The 24,606-nt window shown below is 45.0% G+C and carries 26 protein-coding genes and 1 pseudogene; 19 read left to right on the forward strand and 8 right to left on the reverse strand.

The annotated features are described in order from the left end of the window. The first annotated feature begins 32 nt into the window (after positions 1 to 32). Positions 33 to 1,166, forward strand: coding sequence for a GntP family permease (locus tag ACHBIE_RS01800; protein ID WP_394732579.1), 1,134 nt, complete (start codon positions 33 to 35; stop codon positions 1,164 to 1,166). Continuing rightward, a complete protein-coding gene (locus ACHBIE_RS01805) occupies positions 1,163 to 1,342 on the forward strand; it encodes a hypothetical protein (protein WP_394732581.1) in 180 nt (59 codons plus the stop codon). The genes ACHBIE_RS01800 and ACHBIE_RS01805 overlap by 4 nt, the downstream gene beginning before the upstream one ends. Positions 1,343 to 1,449: 107 nt before the next feature. On the opposite strand, the gene ACHBIE_RS01810 is transcribed toward ACHBIE_RS01805, so the two are convergent. Then, the gene (locus ACHBIE_RS01810; RefSeq protein ID WP_394732583.1) at positions 1,450 to 2,601 is read right to left on the reverse strand and encodes a cobalamin-independent methionine synthase II family protein; all 1,152 of its coding nucleotides are present in this window, start codon (positions 2,599 to 2,601) and stop codon (positions 1,450 to 1,452) included. Positions 2,602 to 2,801: 200 nt separating this feature from the next. Here ACHBIE_RS01810 and ACHBIE_RS01815 point away from each other — a divergent pair, with 200 nt between their 5' ends. After that, positions 2,802 to 3,968: an MFS transporter gene (locus tag ACHBIE_RS01815; RefSeq protein ID WP_394732585.1), complete on the forward strand. Its 1,167-nt coding sequence runs from the start codon at positions 2,802 to 2,804 to the stop codon at positions 3,966 to 3,968. 86 nt (positions 3,969 to 4,054) lie between these two features. Here ACHBIE_RS01815 and ACHBIE_RS01820 read toward each other — a convergent pair whose 3' ends face one another. Beyond that, complete coding sequence (locus ACHBIE_RS01820) at positions 4,055 to 4,225, reverse strand: DUF3042 family protein (RefSeq protein WP_105122767.1); 171 nt, start codon at positions 4,223 to 4,225, stop codon at positions 4,055 to 4,057. A gap of 68 nt (positions 4,226 to 4,293) precedes the next feature. On the opposite strand from ACHBIE_RS01820, the gene miaA reads away from it, so the two are divergent. The 14 genes and pseudogenes from miaA (at position 4,294) to ACHBIE_RS01890 (ending at position 17,163) form a co-directional block, all read left to right on the forward strand. After that, complete coding sequence (gene miaA / locus ACHBIE_RS01825; protein WP_394732587.1) at positions 4,294 to 5,178, forward strand: tRNA (adenosine(37)-N6)-dimethylallyltransferase MiaA; 885 nt, start codon at positions 4,294 to 4,296, stop codon at positions 5,176 to 5,178. After that, positions 5,171 to 6,200 (forward strand): annotated as a pseudogene (gene hflX / locus ACHBIE_RS01830) (GTPase HflX); the annotation flags it as partial. The gene miaA and the pseudogene hflX, both read left to right, overlap by 8 nt. A 204-nt stretch (positions 6,201 to 6,404) precedes the next feature. Then, positions 6,405 to 7,043, forward strand: coding sequence for a cystathionine beta-lyase (locus tag ACHBIE_RS01835; protein ID WP_105161189.1), 639 nt, complete (start codon positions 6,405 to 6,407; stop codon positions 7,041 to 7,043). 109 nt (positions 7,044 to 7,152) lie between these two features. Further along, entirely contained in the window at positions 7,153 to 8,082 is a 930-nt protein-coding gene (rnz, locus tag ACHBIE_RS01840) for a ribonuclease Z (protein ID WP_394732589.1), read from the forward strand. Further along, on the forward strand, positions 8,079 to 8,834 hold the full coding sequence (locus ACHBIE_RS01845; protein ID WP_394732590.1) for an SDR family NAD(P)-dependent oxidoreductase: 756 nt from the start codon (positions 8,079 to 8,081) through the stop codon (positions 8,832 to 8,834). Before rnz ends, ACHBIE_RS01845 begins: the two co-directional genes overlap by 4 nt. Before the next feature lie 143 nt (positions 8,835 to 8,977). Continuing rightward, on the forward strand, positions 8,978 to 11,146 hold the full coding sequence (locus ACHBIE_RS01850) for a copper-translocating P-type ATPase (RefSeq protein WP_394732591.1): 2,169 nt from the start codon (positions 8,978 to 8,980) through the stop codon (positions 11,144 to 11,146). Between the two features lie 106 nt (positions 11,147 to 11,252). After that, positions 11,253 to 11,627: a DUF4825 domain-containing protein gene (locus ACHBIE_RS01855; RefSeq protein WP_105122774.1), complete on the forward strand. Its 375-nt coding sequence runs from the start codon at positions 11,253 to 11,255 to the stop codon at positions 11,625 to 11,627. A gap of 129 nt (positions 11,628 to 11,756) precedes the next feature. After that, positions 11,757 to 12,185: a cupin domain-containing protein gene (locus ACHBIE_RS01860; protein ID WP_105122775.1), complete on the forward strand. Its 429-nt coding sequence runs from the start codon at positions 11,757 to 11,759 to the stop codon at positions 12,183 to 12,185. Further along, positions 12,185 to 12,823, forward strand: coding sequence for an ATP-binding cassette domain-containing protein (locus tag ACHBIE_RS01865; protein ID WP_105122776.1), 639 nt, complete (start codon positions 12,185 to 12,187; stop codon positions 12,821 to 12,823). Before ACHBIE_RS01860 ends, ACHBIE_RS01865 begins: the two co-directional genes overlap by 1 nt. After that, positions 12,820 to 13,584 (forward strand): ABC transporter permease, encoded by a 765-nt coding sequence (locus ACHBIE_RS01870; protein WP_257104339.1) that lies wholly within the window; start codon positions 12,820 to 12,822, stop codon positions 13,582 to 13,584. Before ACHBIE_RS01865 ends, ACHBIE_RS01870 begins: the two co-directional genes overlap by 4 nt. A gap of 94 nt (positions 13,585 to 13,678) precedes the next feature. Next, on the forward strand, positions 13,679 to 15,079 hold the full coding sequence (gene pepV / locus ACHBIE_RS01875; RefSeq protein WP_394732592.1) for a dipeptidase PepV: 1,401 nt from the start codon (positions 13,679 to 13,681) through the stop codon (positions 15,077 to 15,079). Positions 15,080 to 15,122: 43 nt separating this feature from the next. Beyond that, the gene (locus tag ACHBIE_RS01880; RefSeq protein WP_105122779.1) at positions 15,123 to 15,710 is read left to right on the forward strand and encodes a uracil-DNA glycosylase family protein; all 588 of its coding nucleotides are present in this window, start codon (positions 15,123 to 15,125) and stop codon (positions 15,708 to 15,710) included. Positions 15,711 to 15,770: 60 nt separating this feature from the next. Next, entirely contained in the window at positions 15,771 to 16,562 is a 792-nt protein-coding gene (locus ACHBIE_RS01885; protein WP_105122780.1) for a YgcG family protein, read from the forward strand. Positions 16,563 to 16,581: 19 nt separating this feature from the next. Further along, positions 16,582 to 17,163, forward strand: a complete 582-nt coding sequence (locus ACHBIE_RS01890) for a LemA family protein (protein WP_105122781.1) — start codon at positions 16,582 to 16,584, stop codon at positions 17,161 to 17,163. A 33-nt stretch (positions 17,164 to 17,196) separates the two neighbouring features. On the opposite strand, the gene ACHBIE_RS01895 is transcribed toward ACHBIE_RS01890, so the two are convergent. The 6 genes from ACHBIE_RS01895 to ACHBIE_RS01920 all read right to left on the reverse strand — a co-directional run bounded on the left by ACHBIE_RS01895 (position 17,197) and on the right by ACHBIE_RS01920 (position 23,230). After that, positions 17,197 to 18,264, reverse strand: coding sequence for a hypothetical protein (locus ACHBIE_RS01895; protein WP_105122782.1), 1,068 nt, complete (start codon positions 18,262 to 18,264; stop codon positions 17,197 to 17,199). 260 nt (positions 18,265 to 18,524) lie between these two features. Further along, a complete protein-coding gene (gene mnmE / locus ACHBIE_RS01900; RefSeq protein WP_394732593.1) occupies positions 18,525 to 19,898 on the reverse strand; it encodes a tRNA uridine-5-carboxymethylaminomethyl(34) synthesis GTPase MnmE in 1,374 nt (457 codons plus the stop codon). Between the two features lie 148 nt (positions 19,899 to 20,046). Continuing rightward, positions 20,047 to 20,700: a hemolysin III family protein gene (locus tag ACHBIE_RS01905; RefSeq protein WP_105122784.1), complete on the reverse strand. Its 654-nt coding sequence runs from the start codon at positions 20,698 to 20,700 to the stop codon at positions 20,047 to 20,049. Between the two features lie 2 nt (positions 20,701 to 20,702). Further along, positions 20,703 to 21,164: a DUF1836 domain-containing protein gene (locus ACHBIE_RS01910; protein WP_105122785.1), complete on the reverse strand. Its 462-nt coding sequence runs from the start codon at positions 21,162 to 21,164 to the stop codon at positions 20,703 to 20,705. Between the two features lie 83 nt (positions 21,165 to 21,247). After that, a complete protein-coding gene (locus ACHBIE_RS01915) occupies positions 21,248 to 22,897 on the reverse strand; it encodes an FAD-dependent oxidoreductase (RefSeq protein ID WP_105122786.1) in 1,650 nt (549 codons plus the stop codon). Next, on the reverse strand, positions 22,898 to 23,230 hold the full coding sequence (locus ACHBIE_RS01920; RefSeq protein ID WP_105122787.1) for a rhodanese-like domain-containing protein: 333 nt from the start codon (positions 23,228 to 23,230) through the stop codon (positions 22,898 to 22,900). A 110-nt stretch (positions 23,231 to 23,340) separates the two neighbouring features. Between ACHBIE_RS01920 and ACHBIE_RS01925 the strand changes: the two genes are divergently transcribed. Both ACHBIE_RS01925 and dprA read left to right on the forward strand, forming a co-directional pair. After that, positions 23,341 to 23,601, forward strand: a complete 261-nt coding sequence (locus tag ACHBIE_RS01925; protein WP_105122788.1) for a metal-sensitive transcriptional regulator — start codon at positions 23,341 to 23,343, stop codon at positions 23,599 to 23,601. 142 nt (positions 23,602 to 23,743) lie between these two features. Next, positions 23,744 to 24,586 carry a DNA-processing protein DprA gene (gene dprA / locus ACHBIE_RS01930; RefSeq protein WP_105110582.1) on the forward strand — a complete coding sequence of 281 codons (843 nt, stop codon included), beginning with the start codon at positions 23,744 to 23,746 and terminating at the stop codon, positions 24,584 to 24,586. The last annotated feature ends 20 nt before the right edge of the window (positions 24,587 to 24,606 follow it).

The following is a 24,606-nucleotide window of genomic DNA, read 5'->3' on the forward strand; positions in this document are numbered from 1 at the left end:
GGAGCAATCCCTCTTTTCATTAAAGGAGAACTATGACAATTTTAGGAGTAGTAGGGGTATTTTTGGCGATTGTGGCCATTATTTATTGGACCACAAAGAATCTAAACGTGATGGTTGCGGCCCCCTTGGCGAGCTTGATCGTGGCTTTGACCAATCAAATGCCTATTTTAGAGACCATGTTGGGCAAGGAGCAGTCTTATATGACTGGCCTGGCTGGTTTTTTAATCAATAACTTTGCTATTTTTATGCTGGGCTCCATACTGGCCAAGTATATGGAAGCAAGTGGTGCTACCCAGACCATTGCCAATAGTATTTTGCGAGTGGTTGGTAAGGAAAGTCCTTATAAGGTATTGCTGGCTATTGCCCTGATTGCCTCCTTGTTGACCTATGGGGGTGTCAGCCTTTTTGTGGTTATTTTCACCCTCTTGCCTCTGTCGAGACCGCTCTTTAAGGAGCTGAATATCAATTGGGAACTATTTCCAATTCCAGTTTTTTTAGGTGTCAGTACCCTGACCATGTCCAGTTTGCCAGGGACGCCGTCCATTCATAATGCGGTTCCAACCAAGGTTTTGGGGACGACTTTGACCGCAGCACCGCTCTTGAGCCTGGTTTCAAGCTTAATTTTAGTCGTTTTTGGTTTGACCTATATGTGGTTTGCCTTGAAGAAAAGTATGGCGAGAAATGAGGGGTATACTGAGCGTGATGAGGAAATTGTGTCTACAGATAACGCAAATCTTCCTAATCTAGTTTTGGCAAGCCTGCCCATGTTGAGCTTGGTTGCAACTATTTTCATCTTTCAGAAAACACCTTATATCTTGGTTGTGGGGCTAACGGTGGCCATACTGGTGTCAGATCTTCTCTTCCGTAAGAATCTGGTCAATCAGCAAACTCTCTTAAATGAAGGGACAACGGCGTCTGTTCTACCTGCATTTGCGACTTCTAGCACAGTGGCTTTCGGAACGGTCTTGGCCATGTCTTCAGGCTTCTTGCTTATCCAAGACTGGATTGGACAGATTTCTGGTTCGCCCCTGATTAGTCTTTCGGTGTCGGCTGCCCTAATCGGTGGTATCATTGGCTCTTCGTCTGGTGCGGTAGGGATTGCTGCCAGCAATTTCTTGCCTGCCTACCTTGATTCGGTATCGATCCCCAGGTCTTGCACAGGGTGACGGTTATTGCCTCGGCGGTGCTGACAGTTGTTCCCCAATCGGGAGTTATGATTACCTTCCATAATCTGGCCAAATTGAGCATGAAGCGGGGCTTGAAGCATTCCTTTATCGTTGTCAATATCGGTCATCTGCTGGCCCTGATTGCGGTTTTGATTTTGGCACAATTACTTTATTAGATAGACAAACAACCCTGTAGCTTGAGTTTCAGGGTCGTTTTGTGAGTCAGGCGATTTTGAACATGAGAAAACCACCAGCAATGCTGATGGCTCCTTGATTTACTTCTTTATTCAGCCCAGAATTTGGCTGCAATGTCTTGACCTTGTTTGATTTTCGCCCATTGTTGTGGGATAGCAAGCTCATTGCCAGAGTCACATGATGCAAAACCGCACTGATGTGACAGGTAGAGGCGTTCTTTTGGAATGATTTTGCTGGCCTCTTCGAGGAGTTTGTAAACACGCTCTTCATCGTCGAGTTCAGAAGTCTTACTTGAAAGCAGACCCAGAACAATTTCGATATCCGAATCTTTCAAGCTTTCCAAAGCTTTCAAATCGCCGGCACGCTCATCATCCCATTCCAGGAAGAAACGGCTGTAACGCTGGTTTTTCAAGAATTTCTCAGCGATAGCCTCGTAAGTACCACCAGCTGCAGAGCGGCTTTCATAGTTACCACGGCAGTTGTGGGTCCAGACTGTCAAGCCAATTTCATGACCGTAGTCAGCAACGGCATTGTTGATAGCGATAAATTCATCTGCAAGAGCAGCCAAAGCTTCTGGGTCATCTTGCGGAAAGAATGGAACAGGATTTGATGGGTCGAAGAGTTCCCAGAGACAGTCGTCAAATTGAACAATCTGACCACCAGCAGCCTTATACTGGTCCAAGAATTCCTTGTAGGCAGCAATGAGGCCTTCTTTCAAGTCTTCACGGGTCTTGTAGACTTGATCTGGTCCAACCTGACCGTTGAAAATAATCAATTCATTGAAGGCATGAGCTGGTCCATAGATAGTCTGCTTGGTTGTCGTGTCCCCAGCCAATTCCTGTACTTGCTTGTAAATATCGATGAAGTGGTGATTTTTAGAAGAAAGTGGAGCGGTAATGCGAAGACCGATGTCCTTTCGAGTTTCATAAGGCTGGCCATCGTGGTCTTTAAATGGATAGCCGTGATCAGCAATGTAACGCTCGATACCCTCAAAGCCCCAGAGGAAGTCCAGGTGCCACATAGAGCGACCAAATTCGCCATCAGTCACGATGTCGAGACCATTTTCTTTTTGTTCCGCAACGATTTTCTCGATGAGTTCAGTTTCAGTCTCCTTGTAGCCGTCGAAGGCATCGTAAAATGGGTACTTGATGTCATCACGCGCTTCGATTTGGCGCTTGTATTCTCCAAGGGCTGAAGGGCGGAGGAGGGAGCCAACTAGTAGGAATCTTGATTGTGTCATGCTATATTTTCTCGCTTTCGTTTGGTATGTTTGTATTCTAACGCAAATTTTCCCATTTGAAAAATAGTTATTTAATGGGAAATGATATAGCTTAAAACTATAACCGGAAATGAAACAGAATAACTTTCTATCATTTGTCAAGTATGGTATAATCATACTTGCTGAAATCCGAACGTTAGAGAAAGGACAACTATCACGATATGAAAAAACAATCGCTATTTATGGTAGCTGGCATTATTATGCTGGGTGTGGTTATGCGGGCTCCCTTTACTGCCCTGCCTGCCATTTTGACGGACATCGCAGCTGACTTGGGGGTACAAGTCAGCTCGTTGGGGGTTCTGACCTCTATTCCGCTGATTATGTTTGCCCTCTGCTCATCCTTGGCACCGCGCTTGGCTGGCAAGCTAGGCTTGGAAAAGTTGATGGCGCTGGTGCTCATCATCATGACTATTGGCTCAGGAATGCGGGCCAGCGGTATAGTGGGCTTGTTTGTAGGAACCGTTTTGCTGGGCGGGACCATTGCCTTTATCAATGTCCTGCTGCCAAGTATTGTGACAGCCAATTTTCCTAAGAAAATCGGGCTTTATACTACTATTTATGTGACCCTGATGGGGGTGGCTGGAACTACGGCCTCTATGGCGGCAGTACCTGTGGTTACGGCGACTTCATGGCAGACCTTTATCTATCTGGTCACGGCCGTAATCTTTTTGGCCCTTTTGATTTGGCTGCCAAATGTCCGCCACAATCATCGTTTTGAAAGTAATCAGGAAAAGTCATCTGGTCAATTCCTTTGGAAAAATAAGGCTGCACTTGCCTTTCTGATTTTCGGTGGTCTCCAGTCGGTGCTCTTCTATACAGAGATTACCTGGCTCCCAACCATTGCTCAGTCCATTGGCTTTAGCAAGGCTGAGGCTGGTTTCATGTCCGGCATGTACAATCTCATGGCCATTCCCATGTCTATGGTGACACCGGCTATTCTTTCTCGTCAGACCAAGGATGGGCGTAGGTGGATAATGTTAATCATCTCCGCTGTTTCTCTAGTAGGTCTCGCTCTCATGGCCTTAGCGCCTGTAAATATTGCCATTTGGACCGCCATTCATTTGATTTTGAGCTTTACCAATGGTGCATTGTTCCCTTATATGATGCTGGGCTTTACCTTGAAAACCAGCAACCCACAGGCGACTGCCCAATTATCCGGTATGGTGCAGACGGGCGGCTATCTGATTGCTGCCTTTGGTCCAGGTCTCCTGGGCTATAGTTTTCCAGTATTTGGGTCATGGTTACCGCTGATTTTGGCACTAGCAGTGGTGACCCTGGTCATGATGTGGACCATTGTCTTGATTGAGAAGGAAGAGATTATTTTGTAGGAAAATGCTGAAGTCAACAGTCCGTTTTGGGCTGTTTTTATGTTGCTGCCAAAAGAAAAAAGCTGGACGTTTCATCCAACTTTTCCTTAACGTGACACGCGACGGCGTGCTGCTTTTTTACGATTTTCTTCAATGAAGGCTTCTTTCTTTTCTTCTGGTTCGATAATTGTTTTATGAACGGTGAAGATAGCACCTGCTGCCACAGCAACGGTAGAAAGAACGCCTGTCAAGAAACCTTTGCCAAAACCTTTAGCCATAGTGAATTCTCCTTTATTTGTGTTATAATAGATTTTAGCGAAAAAACAAAAAATTTTCAAGGAAAAAGATGAAAACTAAGGTAATTGTGGTCTTGGGACCGACAGCGGTGGGAAAAACAGCGCTGGGAATTGAGCTGGCCAAGCGCTATAAGGGCGAAATTATCAGCGGAGACAGCCAACAGGTCTACCGCAAGCTGGATATTGGGACAGCCAAGGCCAGTCCAGAGGAGCAGGCGGCAGCAGTTCATCATTTGATTGATGTCCGGGATGTGACCGATGGTTATTCGGCTTATGAATTTGTAGCAGAAGCCAAGGCCTTAATTGCAGACATTACTAGTCGTGGCAAGTTGCCTATCATTGTTGGAGGAACAGGGCTTTACATCCAAAGTCTGCTAGAGGGTTACCATCTTGGCGGGCAGGTTGACCAGGAGCAAGTTCTTGCTTATCGGACGGAACTCGACTGCTTGTCTGACGAGGATTTGGAAACAATGGCAGAGCAGGCAGGGTTGATGGTTGAGGGCAACAGCCGACGGAGAATCATTCGTGGGTTAGAGTTGAAAAAATTTGGCAAAAACTTAGAAAATACAGAGTCAGAATATGAGCCTCTTTACATCTGCCTGACAGATGACAGACAGGTTCTTTACGACCGTATCAATCAGCGCGTGGATAAGATGATGGCGGCGGGCTTGTTGGATGAAGTCAGCTGGCTCTACCAAGCGCATCCCCAAGCCCAAGCTGCTATGGGAATTGGCTACAAGGAGTTTTTCCCTTATTTTGCAGGTGAGCTTTCGCTAGAAGAAGCGGTTGATAAGGTCAAGCAAAATAGCCGTCGCTTTGCCAAACGCCAATTGACTTGGTTCAGAAATCGCATGGAGGTTCCCTTTTATTCCGTAGGCGAGCCAGATTACAAGTCGCAGATTTTCACCGCCGTGGAGGAATTTTTACATGATTGAAACGCAGAAAGAACAAGAACGTGCCCTCCTAGTTGGAGTGGAATTGCAACAGACAGAGAATTTTGACATGTCCATGGAGGAGTTGGCAAGTCTTGCTAAGACGGCTGGCGCTCAGGTCAAGGGAGTCTACACTCAAAAACGTGAAAAATACGACAGCAAGACCTTTGTCGGCTCAGGTAAACTAGAAGAAATTGCCCAGATGGTCGAAGCTGATGAGATTGATACCGTCATTGTCAATAACCGACTGACGCCCCGTCAGAATGTCAATCTGGAAGAGATTTTAGGTGTCAAAGTCATTGACCGTATGCAGTTGATTTTGGATATTTTTGCCATGCGGGCACGAAGCCACGAGGGCAAGTTACAGGTCCACCTAGCCCAGCTCAAGTACATGTTGCCACGCTTGGTTGGACAAGGTATCATGCTCAGCCGTCAGGCGGGTGGTATCGGCTCTCGTGGACCAGGTGAAAGCCAGTTGGAACTCAACCGTCGAAGCATTCGTAACCAGATTCACGACATTGAACGTCAACTCAAGACAGTGGAGAAAAACCGAGCGACTGTCCGTGAACGCCGCCTGCAATCAGGCGTTTTCAAGATTGGCTTGATTGGCTATACCAATGCTGGTAAGTCCACTATTATGAATGCCATGACGGACAAGCGACAGTACGAGGCCGACGAACTCTTTGCTACGCTTGATGCCACGACCAAGCAGATTAACTTGGCTGACAAGTTCAACGTGACTTTGACCGATACGGTTGGTTTCATTCAGGATCTGCCGACCGAGTTGATTTCTGCCTTCAAATCCACCTTGGAAGAGTCCATGAATGTGGACCTCTTGCTCCATGTCATCGACGCCTCTGACCCTAATCATGCCGAGCAGGAGCAGGTGGTCTTGGACATTCTCAAGGACTTGGACATGTTGGACATTCCCCGTCTAGCTCTCTATAACAAGCTGGACAAGACCGATGACAGCTTTACCCCTAGTCAGTTTCCGCATGTCATGCTGTCCGCTAAGGATGAAAATGCCAAAGGTCATATCCAGATGATGGTCTTGGCTAAGATTAAGACCATGTTTGAACGGTTTGAGGTCAGGGTGCCACTTGCTGAATCTTATAAATTGCATGATTTAGCAACTCTTGCCCTGATTGAACATCGGACCTACGAAGAGGATGTGGAAGTGGTATCAGGCTATATCGCTTCCAGCAATAAATGGAAGTTGGAAGAATTTTATGACGGATTATCTTGATTTGGCTGTCAAATATGGCGGTTTTACCAGTCTGGACAAGGTCTATCTGGCTGGAAAATTGGCAGGATTGACCGACCAGCAGAAATTGGATTTTATCACGCCACCGCCGTCGGTCATCAATGCCTATTTTGCGGAAATCTACCAGAAAAAAGGACCAGAAGAGGCGACGGACTACTATCTGACTTTATCTCAGCAGCTGAGCCTTTTTCCAAAAGAACCTAGCTTTGCGGAAGAAAAGCCCTTTGTCCGCTTGAATTTATCAGGCAAGGCTTTCGGTTTTGCCTATGTTGATGGGACTGGACTGGCGCAGGTCTTTGCCGATCAGGACGTTGAGGTTGCAGAGAATTTGCTGTTTGAGATTGCGCAAATTTTCCCTCACTATGTAGTCTTTGAGCAAGCAGGCAAGGTGTGGATGAAAGGCAATGATTTTGATGAGACTATCTTGGTGGCAGAAGAGACAGAATTTCTTCTGACGGATGTGGCTGTTAGTGACCAATTTGTCAAAATAAGTGGTCTCAATCAAGAAGAAGTCCTGCAAGCGGCAGAAAAGTATGACGGTCAACGGTATGTTGCTTGGTCGGGTCGCTCTGCCATTCTTTACTGTGTGACGGATTCTGTCTGATGAAAAGGTAAAGCCGATTTGCTGAACATTAGTTCTGCCTGCATTGGCTTGTCCTGCTCCTCAAACAGACTGCACTCACACAACACTCTTAAAATTTAGAAAGATAACAATGTATATTCATTTTTTAGGTACGGGGGCGGGTCAACCCTCCAAGGCAAGAAACGTGTCCAGCTTGGCCTTGAAACTCTTGGACGAAATCAATGAGGTTTGGCTCTTTGATTGTGGCGAAGGAACGCAAAATCAAATCCTTGAAACAACCATTCGTCCGCGCAAGGTGGCCAAGATTTTCATTACTCATCTGCATGGCGATCATATTTTTGGTTTGCCCGGGTTCTTGTCCAGCCGTTCTTTCCAGTCTAGTGAGGAGCAAACGGATATTGAAATTTATGGACCTGTGGGCATTCGTTCATTTGTTTTGTCCAGTCTGAAAGTATCAGGCACTCGACTGCCTTATCGCATTCATTTTCATGAGTTTGATGTGGATACAGTCAGTCAGGTTTTAGAAACGGATAAATTTACGGTATTCGCTGAAAAGCTGGACCATACCATTCCTTGTGTCGGCTACCGTGTCATCCAGAAAGATTTGGAAGGGACCTTGGACGCAGAGGCTCTGCGCGCGGCGGGTGTACCATTTGGTCCCTTGTTTGGACAGATTAAAAATGGTCAAAATGTGATTCTTGAGGATGGCAGAGAAATTATTGCTAGTGACTATCTTTCTCCACCACGACCTGGTAAGGTGGTGACTATTCTTGGTGATACACGCAAGTGCTATGCTAGTGTACGTTTGGCAGTTAATGCCGATGTGCTGGTTCATGAGGCAACCTACGGCAAGGGAGATGAGCAAATCGCTCGAAAACATGGGCATTCGACCAATATGGAAGCCGCTCAGGTAGCTAAGGATGCAGGTGTCAAGCAACTCTTACTCAACCATATCAGTCCACGCTTTTTGTCCAAGGATATCAGCAAGTTGCGTAATGATGCAAGCAAGGTTTTTGAAAATGTACATATTGTCAAGGATTTAGAGGAAATCGAAGTATGAGAACCATTCTGATAACAGGTGCTTCTGGCGGATTGGTACAGGAAATGGTGCCCTTGCTGAAAGATGATTTTTTGATTTTACTAGGTCGTGATGTCGAAAAAATTGAACAGCTCTATGCTTACCATGAAAAAAAGGCTGTTTTTGATGTGGATATCCGAGATGAAGCAGCTCTGACGGCATTTTTTGATGAACTGGATAATCAGTTTGGTCAGATTGATATTTTAGTCAACAACGCTGGCTATGCCATTTATGATGATTTTGAGAATTTCTCCAGCCGGCAGGTGCAAGCTATGTTTGACATCAATACCTTTGCCCTGATGACCTTATGTCGTTTGGCAGGTAAGCGGATGAAGGCCAGACGGAGTGGGCAGATTATCAATATCATTTCCATGTCAGGTTTGATCGCTTCAGCCAAGTCCTCTGTTTATTCGGCGACCAAGTTTGCGGCCATGGGCTTTTCCAATACCATTCGTTTGGAGTTGGCTCCCTACGGTGTCACAGTTACTACGGTCAACCCAGGGCCTATTGCGACCAGCTTTTTCGACCAAGCAGATCCAGACGGAAGCTATCAAGAGAGCGTCAAGGCTTTCTTACTACAGCCAGATTATGTTGCCAAGAAGATTGTTTCAGCTATGGGGACGAAGAAACGAGACATCAATCTGCCTTGGTCACTAGCAGCTGCTCATAAACTCTATACACTCTTTCCGAGGCTGGCTGATTATTTGGCAAGTACTGTTTTTAATTTGAAATGAGCAGATTTTGATAAACTGTATAACCTAGTTGGGTTCACTCCCATTCTAGGTTTTTTGATCTAATCGGTTGACATTTTTTGACTACAAGTGTAAACTATAATTGTAAATCGATTACAAATGTAGAAAGAAATAGGAGTTGCCTTATGAACCATTCAAAAGAAAATAAGCAGGAACACCAGCATGCGATGCATTCTGAGGAAGTTGGTCAGACCCATCATGATTCCCACCAGCAGGAGCATTCCCATGAAGAGGGGGCTCACGCCAATCATCATTCTGACCATCACAAGCATCATGAAGGAGGCTCTGACGTCAGTCATCATTCTCATCATACTCATGATGCTCATCAGCATCACCAAGGGCATGACCATGACATGATGGAGCATGGTGGGCACATGATGCACATGGGGGATATGAATACAAAACTCAAAGTCGCAGTGGCAGTCATGATTCCCCTACTGGCCATTTCTCCAATTGCAGGTTTCACTCTTTTACGTTTTCCGGGTGTTGAACTTGTCCAGCTGATACTAGGTTCTATTATCTTCTTCTACTCAGGTACGCCTTTCTTTAACGGAGCGAGAGGGGAATTACGAGCTAAAAAACCTGCAATGATGACCTTGATTTCCATGGGGATTATTGTTTCCTATCTTTACTCAGTTTATGCAACAATTTTAGCGCTATTGGGACAAGAAAGCATGAACTTTTGGTTTGAGTTGTCTACGCTGATTGTCATTATGCTGATTGGGCACATTATTGAAATGAAGGCGGTTATGGGAGCAGGGGATGCCCTGAAAGACTTGGCCTCTCTCATTCCGAAAAAAGCCCATCTCAAGGATGGGACAGATGTTGCTGTAGAGGACTTGCAGATTGGGGATTTCCTCCTAGTCAAGGAAAATGAAAAAATTCCGGCTGACGGTAAGATTTTGAGTGTTGCTCATATTGATGAATCCATGATTACTGGGGAATCTCGAGCTGTCAAAAAAGAGGCGGGGGATAGGGTATTCGGTGGTTCGCTCAATCAAAACACGCCCTTTGAAATGGAAGTGACCACTCTTGGTAAGGACAGCTTTTTGGCGGAGGTGACCGAAATGGTCCGTCAAGCGCAAAACCAGAAATCCAAGCTTGAAAATATGGCTGACCGCGTAGCCTCTTGGCTCTTCTATGCAGCTTTAATTGTGGGGATTTTGGCCTTTATTTATTGGACCATGACGGCTAATCTTGCCTTTGCCTTGATGATGGCAGTTTCTGTTTTTGTCATTGCCTGTCCGCATGCCCTTGGTTTAGCCATCCCTCTTGTTGTGGCGCGTTTGACCACGATTTCTTCAAAAAATGGTCTTTTGGTTCAGAACCGAACAGCTCTTGAACAGGTTAACCAGATTCGGTTTGCCTTGATGGATAAGACCGGAACCTTGACCGACGGAAAATTTCAAGTTCGACACAGTCAAGATTTGGTTGAGGGAGCGGATGTGCTGGCCAAAATGGCAGCCCTAGAAGTTCATTCAACCCACCCAATTGCCCTTTCCATAGTGGAGGCGGCAGGTCAACATTCCTATCAAGTAGAGCAGGTTGAGAATATCCCTGGTAGTGGGATTCGAGGAGTCTTGGATGGAAGGGTTTATGAAATCATGTCCTACAAAGGTCTGCAGGAAATAGGTTTGTCAGTGGATCAGGACGTGATTGCTCCCTATCTTGATTTGGGTCTAACCGTGAGTTTTTTGGTGACTGATCATGTGGTCTTGGGATTTGTAGCCTTGGGAGACCAGATAAAAGAAGATGCTAAAGATTTTGTAGAAGGCTTGAAAGCGCAGGGCATTAGTCCTGTGATGTTGACGGGAGATAACCCAGCTACTGCACAAAAAGTGGCCAGTCAGTTGGGCATAGAAGATTACCGAGCTGAACTTAAACCAGAGGATAAGGCGAAGCTGGTCAAGGACTATCAGGCACGTGGGGCAGTTCTTTTCATCGGCGATGGGGTCAATGATTCGCCTGCTCTAGCGACGGCAGATTTAGGCTTTGCCATTGGCGCAGGAACTTCTGTTGCCATCCACTCTGCAGATGTAGTCTTGGTTCAATCCAATCCATCAGCGGTCTTGGATATGTTGAGCATTGCCAAGACAACCATCCGCAAAATGAGGCAAAATCTCTGGTTTGGGGCAGGTTACAACATCATCGCCATTCCTTTAGCTGCTGGAATCCTTTATCCAAGCATGGGTATTATGGTGGATCCTTTATTGGCGGCCGTGCTCATGAGTCTATCAACGGTTATTGTCGCTATCAATGCTATGGGTTTACGTTACAAAGGTGACAGAGAGTAGCTTGATACAGCCTGTTCTTGGTATACATTACATGAAGTCAATTTTCTTGACAGGCTTTGTGTAAGGGTTTATAATTTAAAGTATATAAGCTTCAGGAGGAAAAGTCATGCGAAAATATTTATTTCTTGTTTCCTGTTTGTTCCTCGTCTTTTTAGCAGCCTGTCAGGCAGAAAAAAGCCAAGAGGTGAATCTGGAACAGTACAAAACAGACTATGTTGGTGACAATAGCAAGGTCATTCAGTTAGCTGCTTTACAGGATTATCCTGAAGGTTATACTTATGATCGTATCGAAATCAAATCAGACAAGGAACCCTATCAATTAACAGTATTTTTGAAGGTAGAAAAAGCCTCTGACAAAGTGGCAGAGGAGCTCCAGTCAAACAGTCAGTCCCTATTTGACCTGATTGGCAATCTAGAGCAGGTGGCTTTTGTAGATGCGACCAGCCAAGGAGAAATTGCTCATTTTACTAGGAAAGATTGATCAGTTAAGCTGGTCAATTTTTTTATGAATTTTTTTCAATTTCTTTCTTGACAAGTTGCAGATGAAGTTATATAATTAGTACAATTCTAAATAAACTTTAGAATGATTACAATTTGAGGAGTATATAAGATGACAACGAAAGATTTTGGTAAAGCACCATTTGTAACAAATATTGAAGACGCAACCTTGGAAAATACAAACTACCGGACAGCCCTTTGGACTGGGGAACTCTTGCAGGTGACCCTCATGTCGATTCCAGTTGGTGGGGATATTGGCGCGGAAGTGCATGCTGAAAATGATCAATTCTTGCGCGTGGAGCAAGGGAAGGGACGGGTTATCATGGGAACAGATGCGGACAACATTACCCTTGATACAGAAGTAGTTCCAGAATTTGCCATTTTCATTCCAAAAGATACCTACCACAATGTTATCAACATTGGCGATGAGGACTTGAAACTCTATTCTATCTATGGTCCTGCTCACCATGCGCATGGCACTATTCACGAGACTCAGGCTATTGCAATGGCTGCGGAAGAGGCAGAGGAGGCAGGTCGCTAATGCCGATTTTTCAGCTAAATCACGTCGGCTTAGTTCATGCAGACACGACCATTTTGGCGGATGTGACGCTCAGTATAGATGCTGGTCAGCGCCTGACCTTGGTTGGTCCGTCCGGGTCTGGTAAGAGTTCGATTTTAAAACTGCTGGCAGGGTTGACTTCTCCTAGTCAAGGACAAGTCCTCTACCAGTCTCAGGATTTAGCACAAATGGATATGCCTCTCTACCGCAGAGAGGTTTCCTATTGTTTCCAGCAGCCAGTTCTCTTTGGGCAAACGGTGCGGGATAACCTTGCCTTTCCTTTTGACATTCGTCAGCTGGATGTTGATGAAGAAAGCACGGTTCAAGCTCTTGCCAAGGTAGATTTGCCAGCGACATTTTTAGACAAGAAAATCTCCGAATTGTCGGGCGGTGAAAAACAGCGCGTGGCCTTGGTCCGCAATCTTCTCTTTGAGCCCCAGGTGCTCTTACTGGACGAAGTGACGGCTGGATTAGACGCGATAAGCAAAGCCTTGGTGCATGACTTGATTGCCGATTACCACAAGGCAGGACATACCATTGTCGAAGTCACGCATGATGCGGAGGAAATAGCAGCAGCCAGCACCATTATCCAGGTAGAGAAGGGGAGGATTGTCCAATGAACCAAGTAAATGTAAGCAATCTTTCTCTGGCCTTGGTCTTTGGTCTGGTCTTGATTGCGCTTAGCATCAGCCAAAAGGAAAAGCTGGGAATTACCAAAGACATTGTGATGGCTGTCTTGCGGACGGTGGTCCAACTCTTTCTGGTCGGCTATGTCTTGAAGTTTGTCTTTCAAGTATCTAATGGCTGGTTGAGCTTGGTCATGGTCCTAGTCATTCTCTACAATGCTAGTCGTCAGGCCAATAAGCGTAACCCTGTCGTCAACAAGTCCTTCTGGCATCCCTTCTTTGCCCTTCTGATTTCTACTGGATTGACCTTGAGCATTTTGATTTGGTCGGGGGCTATTAAGTTCATTCCCTCGCAGGTCATTCCTATTTCTGGTATGCTAGCTAGTAATGCCATGTCAGCCATCGGCCTGTCCTATCGGGCTATGTATCGTCTCTTTACGGATAATCGTCAGCGGGTCTTGGAGAAATTGAGTTTGGGCGCGTCTGCCAAATTGGCTTCGCAGGACATTTTGCGCGAAAGTATCAAAACGGGAATGCAACCGACTATTGACTCAGCCAAGACGGTTGGTCTGGTCAGCCTACCCGGCATGATGTCTGGTCTGATTTTTGCAGGTGTTGACCCTGTAGCTGCCATTCGTTATCAGATTATGGTCATGTTCATGCTCCTGTCGGCTACCAGTCTGGCCTCCGTTATCGCATCATACGCAGCCTACAAGTCTTATTTTACGGACAAGGCGCAATTGGAATTTGAATAAGAATAAACTGATCTTGAAAAAGGTCAGTTTTTTCTATATCTGCATGATAAATTATGATAAAATAGACTTACATTTACATTGCAAAGGAGACAGTATGACAATCAATTTTAGAGCAGAAGTAGACAAACGCAAGGATGAATTCATGACGGATTTATTCGACCTCTTGCGCATCAATTCGGAGCGCGACGATAGCCAAGCGGATGCCCAACACCCATTCGGACCGGGTCCTGTCCGTGCCTTGGATAAATTTCTAGAAATTGCTGAGCGTGACGGCTATCCGACCAAAAATGTTGACAATTATGCTGGACATTTTGAGTTCGGTGAAGGCGATGAGGTGCTTGGTATCTTCGGGCATTTGGATGTAGTTCCTGCTGGTAGTGGCTGGAATACAGACCCCTACGATCCACAAATCATCGATGGGAAGCTCTTTGCGCGCGGTTCGTCCGACGACAAGGGGCCGACTATGGCTTGCTACTACGGTTTGAAAATCATCAAAGAATTGGGCTTGCCAATCTCTAAGAAAGTCCGCTTCATCGTAGGTACCGACGAAGAGTCGGGCTGGGCGGACATGGATTATTACTTCGCAAACGTTGGTCTCCCTCTGCCAGATTTCGGATTTTCTCCTGATGCCGAGTTCCCGATTATCAACGGTGAAAAGGGCAACATCACAGCTTATTTGCATTTTGCTGGGGAAAATAGCGGAGCTGCTCAGTTGCATAGCTTTACAGGCGGTCTTCGTGAGAACATGGTGCCTGAGTCCGCGACAGCAGTCATCTCTGGTCAGTTAGATAGTCTTGAGGATAAATTGGCAGCCTTCTCAGCGGAATACGGCGTGTCAGCTAGCGCGGAAAATCTGTCTGACGGTCGTGTCCAAGTGACCGTCATCGGAAAATCAGCCCACGGTGCCCACCCAGAAAATGGGGTCAATGGGGCGACCTACTTGGCTAAATTCCTCAACCAGTTTGCCTTTGAAGGTGCAGCCAAGGCTTATTTGGAACTTGCCGGAGAAACTCTATTTGAGGACCACGATGCGAAAAAATTAGGCGTAGCTATCTACGATCAGCAAATGGGTGCCCTGTCCATGAACGCTGGTGTCTTCAAGTTTGATGCAGGCGCAGCAGACAACACCATTGCCCTCAATTTCCGCTATCCAAAAAACACCAGTCCTGAAGTCATCAAGGCTGGCTTGGAGAAATTTGAGGTAGAAAGCGTCAGCCTGTCAGACCACGGTCACACACCGCATTATTGCCCGATTGACGACCCAATGGTAGCCATTCTCCTGTCTGTTTATGAGAAACACACAGGACTGAAAGGTCACGAGCAAGTCATCGGTGGCGGAACCTTTGGTCGCCTGCTAGAGCGTGGCGTTGCCTATGGAGCTATGTTCCCAGGCTACACAGATACCATGCACCAGGCCAATGAATTTGCGGATGTAGAAGACCTCTACCGCGCCGCGGCAATTTACGCAGAGGCCATTTATGAGTTGATTAAATAAGAGATGGAAAGACGGGATTTCCGTCTTTTTTAGGAGACACAATATGCAGCTATCCTCCATTCGTCGGGCTATTATGTCTGACCCTGCCAATCAAGTTTTTACACGTCAAGGGATTGAACCGCTCTTTCATGCGCCTGAGACTGCTCGCATTCTGATTATCGGGCAGGCGCCGGGTTTGAAAACACAAGAAAAAGGTCGACTTTTTGATGATGCTAGTGGCGATAATCTTCGGAATTGGTTGGGGGTGGACCGAGAAACCTTTTATGACTCAGGTCTGTTTGCTATTCTTCCTATGGATTTTTATTATCCTGGTAAGGGTAAGACAGGTGACTTGCCACCGCGCAAGGACTTCGCTGACAAGTGGCATCCGCTCATTTTGCAACATTTGCCTCATATTGATCTGACGCTTTTAATTGGGAGCTATGCTCAGGAAGCTATTTTTGGGAAATCCCAGAGGAACTTGACCGAAAGGGTCCGACATTTTGAGGATTATTTGCCCAGTTATTTTCCTCTGCCCCATCCTTCTCCTAGAAATAATATCTGGAAGGCCAAGCATCCCTGGTTCAAGGAACGTGTCTTACCCAGATTGCAGAGGGACATAAAAAATATTGTTCAACAGTACACAATATGATATAATTGTATATAGAAAATAGATGATTTCTTGTCTTTTTGTGCCGAAGGAGGTGTTGAGATGAGAAAGTATGTGGTATGGCTAGGCGGAATCTTGGTCAGTCTACTAGTTTTGCTGGCCTTATTTCCGCCAATTGTTAGAGCGGACCAGTTGCCAGATCGGCCGCTGGATACGACGGTAGTAGACCAACAAGGCTACCTATCAGCTGATACGATCGCCAGTATTGACCAAAAGAATCAAGAATGGGAGCGTACCGGTCAAAAATTGCAGGTGGGGGTCTATGTGACGGACCATCTGAATGATGACTTAGAAAGTTTTTCCAATGAGCTCTTTCGTCACTGGCAGGTGGGATTTTCTGGGACGGATAACGGGATTTTGCTGGTCATTGCCATAGATGACAGGCAGTTTCGGATAGAGACCTCGGACAATGCAGCCACCGTCATCAGGGATATAGAGGCCAAAGATATTTTAGATTCCTCCAGGGAGTTTTTCCGCCAGGAGGACTATGATGCTGGTGTCACCTACATTGTCAATTCCATCGGCGACCGCTTTTACGGGACAGACCTGGGAGCCCAGCAGCTGGCTAGCTTAGAAAATCAAGAAACTTATAGTGACGATGATGTCGGTTCATTTTTCATCCTCATTATTGTTCTGGTTATTATTTTTATCATTATTGATAAGTCCAGTCGTGGTGGCCGCGGAGGTGGTCCAGGTAGCCTACTTTGGATGTGGGTCGACGATTATCATTACCATCATCACCATCATTCTGACCATTCCTCATCTAGCTTTGGCGGCGGAGGTGGCTGGTCCGGTGGTGGAGGCGGCGGAGGCGGCGCCTCCTCTGGTTGGTAAGAAAAAGAAAGGAAATAGTATGAATAAAAAATGGTTAACCTTCCTCATCCCCCTAGTAGCTTTGCTATTTTTGGGAATAGGAGCAATCGGTCAGTACAATGGTCTGGTGGATAGCCACGCCGAAGTGGAGAACGCCCAGGCCAATGTCCAGACCCAGCTCCAGCGACGTTATGATCTGATTCCCAACGTTGTATCGGCCGTCAAGGGGGCCATGGAGCATGAGAAAGATATTTTTACAGCTATCGCGGATGCGCGTGCCAAGATTGGTTCCAGCCAGCAAGGTTCAGCAGAGTACAATCAGGCTCAGACTCAGCTAGATTCAGCAGTTTCTCGCCTTTTAGTAGTGGCGGAAAATTATCCACAAATCACAGCCAACCAGCAGGTATCGGACTTAATTACCGAGCTTGAAGGCACAGAAAATCGGATTTTAGTGGCCCGCAAGGATTATAATACGGTGGCAACAGCCTACAATAAAAAAATCAGGAAGTTCCCGACCTCTATCTACGCCAATCTTTTTGGCTATGAGAAAGTTAACCTCTTCCAAGCGACTAACGATGCCGCAACAACAGTACCAAGCGTTGATTTACAAGATAAAGAATAGAAGTGAAAAGGAACTCGAGCGAGTTCCTTTTTCTTAGGGGGTAAACCAGACACCAGCTACATATTCAGATGGCAGGCTTGTCTGATTGAGAATTTCAGAATGTTTGAAATTATAAATGATGACTTGATTATCCTTTGTGAACAGTAATCGTTCTTGATCCAACAGTTGAATATGTTTGATTGGGCTGTCGCTATCAGATAAGTTAGGAAAGGAATGGTAGCTCTCTTCTTGAGTTTCTAAGTTATAGAGGGTGAAATGAGGATATTTGCTAATATAACTATCATGTTCAATCAATAGGAGATGCTTGTCTCCCAGATTGTGAATGGTAGAGGGATGCGGATGAGAGAGATGGATTTTCCCGATTTCTTTTGTTTTAGGATCGAAGGTCTGCACATCATAAGAGGTTTCCTGTTGCCCATTACCATGATAATAGGTAAAAATTGGGTGATAGACAAGACCATTTTTCAAGATGCCTTGGTGGACTTGATGACTAAGTGGTACCTCAATCTCGTCTACAATTTTCTCAGATTTCTTGTCAAAAATCAGATAGTAAGCACGGGTTTCTTCAGGTTTATCAATTACATACCTGTGACCGTACAGAACAAGCAAATCGCCAGAATCGGTCATGATGCTAGGCAGGGTAGAAAAATCTTCAGGCAGAGTAAGCTGTCCAGCCTCTTTGCCACTCGTATCAAACCAAGTCAGGTGCCTACCAGCCATATAGAGATGGTGCTCGTCGCTCCCTGCAATGTAATCATGAAACTTGGTGGCTTTCTGGGAAATCGTACCTGTTTCAAAATCCAGCGAAGTGACATTTTCTGCGTAGGATTTTGGGGCGCTGCTTGAGAGCATCAGATAACGATTTTGGAGCTTGTGGCTATTTCCTAGAGGGAAAACAATGCCTCCCATCTCTTGTCGATTCAAGAGCTTGAGGTCATTTCCTTCTAGTTGATAGGTCTCAATCTGATTAGGATAAATAATATACATTGAAGCTGAATCTTGGAGTTCAAACTTGGCATGACCAGAGGTTAATAGTTTCCAGCTGATGACACCTAGCACAAGGAGAAAAACGGTAGATAGCAGAATGATAATTTTTTTCATAGGAAGACCTCCTTTATGACATTATTATAACAAATATTTTGTAAAAAAAACAATCAAAACAAAAATGAAAAAGCAAGAATAAAAAAGAAAAATCCATGTAAATAATTTGCATTACATGAATAGGGATTACTTGCTTATTTGCCTGAATAAATGCCACTAGACTGCTGTTTAGTCAAGCATTTTTCTAGGATGAGCGTTGTGAAAGTGCCATGGAAGCCTTGCAGCTCTTCAGTAAGCACGATCTCCACACCTAAATTTCCTTACTTTCCAAGACAGAATTGACTAAAGAGCTGGGTGATGAGTTCGTCTGGAGCGGCATCGCCTGTGATTTCTCCCAATATTTGCCAACAGCGGGTCAGGTCAACCTGTAACAAGTCGACAGGCATGCCCATTTCCAGTCCGTCATTGACAGCTTGCAGGCTTTGGACGGCTTGTTCAATCAAGGAAATGTGGCGAGAATTGGAGAGGTAGGTGGCATCTTGCTCTACCAGACCAGCATTTTCAAAGAAGAGCTGGTTGATTTTTTCTTCAATCTGGTCGATGTTCTGGTTTTTTAAGACGGAAATGCGGATGACCTCCTCAGGCAGCTGGTCTGCTTCAATCTGTTCTTCCAAGTCGGTCTTGTTGAGCAGGACAATACGGTTGGCCAAATCGGAAATGGCTAGTAGGTTGCGATCTTGCTCAGTCAGGTGTTCGGATGCGTTGAGGACTAGCAGGATGAGGTCGGCCTCCTCAAGGGCTTTTTTGGAGCGTTCCACACCGATTTTTTCAACGATGTCATCTGTTTCACGGATACCAGCGGTATCAATCAGCTTGAGGGGGACGCCTTTGATGTTGACGTATTCTTCGATAACGTCGCGGGTTGTTCCTGCGATGTCTGTAACGATGGCTTTTTCCTCGCGGAGGAGGTTATTGAGCAGGCTGGATTTTCCCACATTGGGACGACCAATAATGGCGGTTGCGATGCCTTCACGCAGGATTTTTCCACGGCGGGCAGTGCGGAGGAGATTTTCTAGAAGAGCTTGGAACTGGAGGGTCTTCTCACGGACCAGCTCTGTCGTCGCCTCCTCCACGTCGTCGTACTCAGGGTAGTCGATGTTGACCTCGACCTGAGCCAGTGTGTTGAGAATCTCCTGGCGGGTGTCGTTGATGAGCTGGGAAAGGGAGCCGTCAAGCTGGCGTACGGCATTGTGCATGGCCTTGTCGGTCTTGGCGCGGATAACATCCATGACGGCTTCGGCCTGGGTCAAATCCACACGACCGTTGAGAAAGGCACGCTTGGTAAATTCACCCGGCTCAGCCATCCGAGCACCTTGGCGAATCAGGAGCTGGAGAATTTCGTTGGTAACGGCGATGCCTCCGTGGGTATTAATTTCAATGACATCTTCGCGCGTGAAGGTCTTTGGGGAACGCATGACACCCAGCATGACCTCGTCAAGCACTTGCCCTGTCGCAGGGTCAATAATGTGGCCGTAGTTGAGGCTGTGGCTAGGAACTGTTGCTAAGTCCTTTCCCTTGAAAACCTTGCTGGCAATGGCAAAAGCATCTGTGCCAGATAGGCGGACAATGCCGATAGCGCCCTCACCCAAGGGAGTCGATATGGCAGTAATGGTGTCAAATTCTTTGGTAATCATAATTTTTACTTTCTAAGAAATTGTATTCATAAGTAAGGTGAACTTATATAAAAGTGCCAAGCTCTGAATGCAGCTTCTAACATTTCCTATGTATCAGTTTATCATGGAAAGCAAAAAATCGCATGAAATTGGAACGTCTATCGGATTTCTAGTATAACATAAAATAGACAATGGCGATATACTGCAGGGCTGAGGCTAGGAGAATAAACAAGTGCCAAATCATGTGAAAATAGGGTCGTTTCTTGGCATAAAAGAGAGCACCGATTGAATAAGATAATCCCCCTGCCAACATGAGGAGCCCGAAAGTCAGATTGGTCTGTTGGAAAATGACCGGCAGGATAAAAATAATGAGCCAGCCCATAATCAGATAGAGTGCCAAACTAAATTTTTCATTGATTTCTTTGGCAAATATTTTGTAGAGAATGCCGAAAATCGTAATGCCCCACTGCAAGCTGATAATCAGATAGCCCAACCAACCACCAACTAAGGAGAGAGCAACAGGTGTGTAGCTGCCCGCAATGGCGATGTAAATCATACTATGGTCAATCATCCGCAAAACATACTTATGGACCGAAGTATAGGGCATGGAATGATAGATAGAAGAAGAGAGAAACATCAAGAATAGACTGCTGACAAAGATGGACATGCCAACCACAGCAGTGACATTGTAATCTTTAAAGGCATGCACCGCGGTAATTGGTAGGAGAACTAGCATCAGAAGAGCCCCGACAGCATGCGTGACGCTGTTAGCGACTTCTTCACCGAATGTTAGGGGAATACTGAGTTTCATTTTGTAATCCATGACTAGCCTCTTTCTAATTCTAAAGCCAGCTGATGCGTCTTGTGGTAGAGTTTCAAGGTCTGGCAAGCATAACGAATGATTTCAGGAGCTGTCTCCATCTCATTTTCATTCATACAATCCACAAAATAATTGTAGAGCCTATCTGAAGAGTAGTGGGACTGTAAGATATTCAGGGTCTGGCTGATTTCTTGGATGGAAAATACATTCTTCAAACAAGTCAGCGCAATCAGTCGAGCCAATTGGTGTTTCTGGTATTTCTTTTTGATAGGCTTTTCCAAATGCTTGTGTTTGACATAATTGTTCACCATAGATGCAGTCAGCCCCTTGTCCTCCTTAGACGGTGAAAACTGCGTAGCCTGATGGACATAGAGCAAGACCTGATCTAGATACAAATCAATCTCTGGCAAGTCTTCCCAATAGGGCAATTGATGATCGCTTTCGTTTTTGTTTAATCTAGTATACATAACTAGATTATATAATCATGAAAATAATTTGTCAATTGAAAAGATAAAAATTCCTCCAGAACCATCTAGTCTGGAGGGATAATCTAGTTTAAGATAGCGTTAGGTCGCACCATTTTATAGAGAGAATAGGCACCGTCTAAGTTCTTTACATCGAAACCATGTTGTTTTAACAAACGTTCAGCAATATAAGAACGGAGACCGCTATGACAGCTGACGATGTAGCGCTCATTTTTATCTAATTCATTCATTCGGTCACGGAGTTGATCGAGTGGAATATGTATATAATCTTTAAAATGACCTTTTCGCACTTCATTATGATTCCGGACATCCAATAAAATAGCACCATTTTCCAACTCTAGCTCCAATTGATGCCACTGGATATTCTCACTCAATCCTTCTGCGATATTGAGGGCTGCGTAGCCAATCATGTTGACCGGATCTTTAGCCGAGCCAAATGGAGGTGCGTAGGTCAACTCAAGTTCTGGTAAATCAAAAATTGTCAAACCAGCCTTAATAGCTGTCGCAATTACATCAATGCGTTTATCAACCCCTTTTTGGCCAACAGCCTGCGCCCCATAAATTTTGCCATCAACTGGTGAAAAAATCAACTTGAGGACAATATCGGTTGCACCCGGATAGTAACCGGCATGATCCTTGCCTGTTGTATGTACGACCGCATGGTTAAATCCAAGCGTCTGAACCGTCCGTTCGTTTAGACCGGTTGAGGCTGCGACTAGGTCAAATACTTTAACGATGGCTGTCCCGATAGACCCTTTATTGATACGTTTTAAACCAGCAATGACATCAGCAACCTGTCTACCTTGTCGATTGGCAGGAGAGGCTAGAGAAATCAAAGCGTCTTGCCCGGTTATCTCTTGCTTAACCACGATAGCATCACCTATCGCATAAATATTTGGTAGATTGGTCTGATAATTTTCATCAACCAAAATACCACCGCGAAGTCCCACTGCGATTCCTGCATCAGCAGCTAATGTTGAATCTGGCTGTACCCCGACAGATAAGATTATCAAGTCAGAAGAAATTGTTTCCCCATTTGCTAAAGATAATACTTGTCCATTGTGGCTGAAACCTGTTACAGACTGACCCGTGAGGACACGAATTCCTTTCGATAGTAGTTCAGCCTCAATAAAGCTAGCCATTTCTTCATCCAAAGGCGGCAAGACATGAGGAGCTTGTTCAATCAGTGTGACGTCCAGTCCCTTGAGTGCCAAATTTTCAGCCATTTCCAAACCAATAAAACCAGCACCGATGACAACTGCTTTCCCATTTTCTACTTTCTTCAGTTGTGTCATGATTTTTTCCAAATCAGGTACATTTCGCAAAGTAAACAAATTGGTTGCATTTTCTATACCCTCTAGGGTAGGAATAAAGGGCTTTGCCCCTGGCGATACAATCAATTTATCATAAGTTTCTTCGACCTGCCCATTTGGAGTTTGGACAGTGACCGTTTGTTTGTCAGGGTGGATGTTAATGACTTCGTGAAAAGGCCGAACATCCAGATTAAATCGCTCTTGTAAACTTTCTGGTGTTTGGAGTAATAGACTGCTTTGATCTGCAATTTCTCCAGAAATGTGATAGGGAAGTCCGCAATTAGCAAAGGAGACGTATGGACCTTTTTCAAATACGATAATTTCGGCACCCTCCATCAGACGACGGAGACGAGTAGCAGCGGACATTCCTCCCGCAACACCACCAATAATTAGAATTTTCATTTATTGAACTCCTTTGATAGGACCGTTCCAGGCATTCATTCCGCCACGAACATTCAGTGCATGGTATCCACTACTAGTCAAATACTCAGTAGCTCGTTGACTGCGCATGCCTGATTGACAAATGACGAGATACTGTTTCGTTTTATCGCCTTTGAAGTTTTCGAGTTGACTCAGTGGGCTATTGATTGCTTGTGCAATATGTCCAGAATTAAATTCATTGACTTCTCTGACATCCAATAATATAGTATTGGGTTCTTGTAAGGCTTGTGGCAGTTCTGCCACAGTAAGACTCTCAGAAGATGAAAAGATTCCTGATAAGATTTGTTTAAGCATGTGTCCTCCTCTTAGATACCCTATAGGGTATTTTAAATATAACAAAGATGAGGATAACTTGTCAAGTTTTTGAATTGACTTTTTTACAAACAATCGGTACCATATAAAATATGAAGACAGATAAAAAAGATATGATGAACCGATTAAAACGCGCAGAAGGTCAACTTCGCGGTATTCAAAAAATGGTTGAAGAAGAACAAGAATGTATAGATATTGTAACGCAGCTTAGTGCAGTCCGATCCAGTATTAATAGCATGATGGGAATTGCCATTGCACAAAAAGTTCAATCCTGTATTGAACATCCTTCTGATGACCCAGAGGAGCAAGAGAGACGATTGCAAGAGGCAATCAAATTGATTATTAAAAAATAGGAACAATAGAATAATCTAACAATATTTCAGAGAATTTCTTAAGAATTTGTTAGTCTCAGAATAAAAATGTTTCAAAATTTTCTATGAATTTCTTCGGAGATTTATTTTTTTTACGAACAAATCAGGTAGAGAGGTAATTAATATGAATAATTTTGATATTTTTAAGTTGAAAAAGGCTGGTCTGACTAATCTCAATATTCACAAAATCTTGGTTTACCAAGAGAAGTACGATAAAAAGCTATCCTTGCGCAACATGGCTGTCGTCTCTGAATGCAAAAATCCCATTCTCTTTATGGAAAATTATAAAAATTTGGACATCAAGGCCTGCCGTGAGGAGTTTAATCGCTTTCCATCCTTTTCGATTTTGGATGACATTTATCCCTTGGCCCTCAAGGAAATTTACAATCCGCCAGTCTTGCTCTTTTACCAAGGAGACCTTGACTTGCTAGATAAACCAAAGTTGGGCGTTGTTGGTACGCGAAATGCCAGTAAAAACGGCATCCAGTCAGTCCAGAAGATTATTAAGGAACTTCAGAATCGCTATGTCATTGTCAGCGGCCTGGCGCGAGGAATTGACACGGCGGCCCATATCGCCAGCCTAAAAAATGGTGGACAGACCATTGCGGTCATCGGTACAGGCTTGGATGTGCAGTATCCCAAGGAAAATAAAGATTTGCAGTCCTATATAGGCAAGCATCATCTGGTCTTAACAGAGTACGGGCCTGGTGAACAGCCGCTCAAGTTTCATTTCCCAGAGCGTAATAGGATTATCGCTGGTTTGGTCGGCGGACTGGTGGTCTGCGAGGCAAAAATGCGGTCGGGTAGCCTGATTACTTGTGAGCGTGCCCTGGAAGAAGGGCGGGAAATATTTGCCATTCCAGGCTCCATTTTAGACGGAAAATCTGACGGATGTCATCATTTGATTCAAGAGGGCGCAAAGTGCGTCACATCGGGCTTGGACATCATTTCTGACTATCAATTTTAAAATAAGTTTTCCTATAGGAA

Origin of the sequence: Streptococcus sp. A23, from assembly GCF_043674155.1 — a bacterium.
GTDB lineage: Bacteria > Bacillota > Bacilli > Lactobacillales > Streptococcaceae > Streptococcus > Streptococcus suis_V.

Excerpts from the sequence above, each read along its gene's own strand:
- ACHBIE_RS01860 (WP_105122775.1), top strand. The coding sequence starts at position 11,757 with ATGACAACGAAAGATTTTGGTAAAGCACCATTTGTAACAAATATTGAA.
- ACHBIE_RS01915 (WP_105122786.1), bottom strand. The coding sequence starts at position 22,897 with ATGAAAATTCTAATTATTGGTGGTGTTGCGGGAGGAATGTCCGCTGCT.
- ACHBIE_RS01910 (WP_105122785.1), bottom strand. The coding sequence starts at position 21,164 with ATGTATACTAGATTAAACAAAAACGAAAGCGATCATCAATTGCCCTAT.
- ACHBIE_RS01815 (WP_394732585.1), top strand. The coding sequence starts at position 2,802 with ATGAAAAAACAATCGCTATTTATGGTAGCTGGCATTATTATGCTGGGT.
- ACHBIE_RS01865 (WP_105122776.1), top strand. The coding sequence starts at position 12,185 with ATGCCGATTTTTCAGCTAAATCACGTCGGCTTAGTTCATGCAGACACG.
- ACHBIE_RS01880 (WP_105122779.1), top strand. The coding sequence starts at position 15,123 with ATGCAGCTATCCTCCATTCGTCGGGCTATTATGTCTGACCCTGCCAAT.
- ACHBIE_RS01835 (WP_105161189.1), top strand. The coding sequence starts at position 6,405 with ATGACGGATTATCTTGATTTGGCTGTCAAATATGGCGGTTTTACCAGT.
- ACHBIE_RS01890 (WP_105122781.1), top strand. The coding sequence starts at position 16,582 with ATGAATAAAAAATGGTTAACCTTCCTCATCCCCCTAGTAGCTTTGCTA.
- ACHBIE_RS01845 (WP_394732590.1), top strand. The coding sequence starts at position 8,079 with ATGAGAACCATTCTGATAACAGGTGCTTCTGGCGGATTGGTACAGGAA.
- ACHBIE_RS01800 (WP_394732579.1), top strand. The coding sequence starts at position 33 with ATGACAATTTTAGGAGTAGTAGGGGTATTTTTGGCGATTGTGGCCATT.
- mnmE (WP_394732593.1), bottom strand. The coding sequence starts at position 19,898 with ATGATTACCAAAGAATTTGACACCATTACTGCCATATCGACTCCCTTG.
- ACHBIE_RS01870 (WP_257104339.1), top strand. The coding sequence starts at position 12,820 with ATGAACCAAGTAAATGTAAGCAATCTTTCTCTGGCCTTGGTCTTTGGT.
- ACHBIE_RS01905 (WP_105122784.1), bottom strand. The coding sequence starts at position 20,700 with ATGGATTACAAAATGAAACTCAGTATTCCCCTAACATTCGGTGAAGAA.
- ACHBIE_RS01820 (WP_105122767.1), bottom strand. The coding sequence starts at position 4,225 with ATGGCTAAAGGTTTTGGCAAAGGTTTCTTGACAGGCGTTCTTTCTACC.
- pepV (WP_394732592.1), top strand. The coding sequence starts at position 13,679 with ATGACAATCAATTTTAGAGCAGAAGTAGACAAACGCAAGGATGAATTC.
- ACHBIE_RS01895 (WP_105122782.1), bottom strand. The coding sequence starts at position 18,264 with ATGAAAAAAATTATCATTCTGCTATCTACCGTTTTTCTCCTTGTGCTA.
- ACHBIE_RS01925 (WP_105122788.1), top strand. The coding sequence starts at position 23,341 with ATGAAGACAGATAAAAAAGATATGATGAACCGATTAAAACGCGCAGAA.
- ACHBIE_RS01810 (WP_394732583.1), bottom strand. The coding sequence starts at position 2,601 with ATGACACAATCAAGATTCCTACTAGTTGGCTCCCTCCTCCGCCCTTCA.
- ACHBIE_RS01850 (WP_394732591.1), top strand. The coding sequence starts at position 8,978 with ATGAACCATTCAAAAGAAAATAAGCAGGAACACCAGCATGCGATGCAT.
- ACHBIE_RS01920 (WP_105122787.1), bottom strand. The coding sequence starts at position 23,230 with ATGCTTAAACAAATCTTATCAGGAATCTTTTCATCTTCTGAGAGTCTT.
- ACHBIE_RS01855 (WP_105122774.1), top strand. The coding sequence starts at position 11,253 with ATGCGAAAATATTTATTTCTTGTTTCCTGTTTGTTCCTCGTCTTTTTA.
- ACHBIE_RS01885 (WP_105122780.1), top strand. The coding sequence starts at position 15,771 with ATGAGAAAGTATGTGGTATGGCTAGGCGGAATCTTGGTCAGTCTACTA.
- rnz (WP_394732589.1), top strand. The coding sequence starts at position 7,153 with ATGTATATTCATTTTTTAGGTACGGGGGCGGGTCAACCCTCCAAGGCA.
- miaA (WP_394732587.1), top strand. The coding sequence starts at position 4,294 with ATGAAAACTAAGGTAATTGTGGTCTTGGGACCGACAGCGGTGGGAAAA.
- dprA (WP_105110582.1), top strand. The coding sequence starts at position 23,744 with ATGAATAATTTTGATATTTTTAAGTTGAAAAAGGCTGGTCTGACTAAT.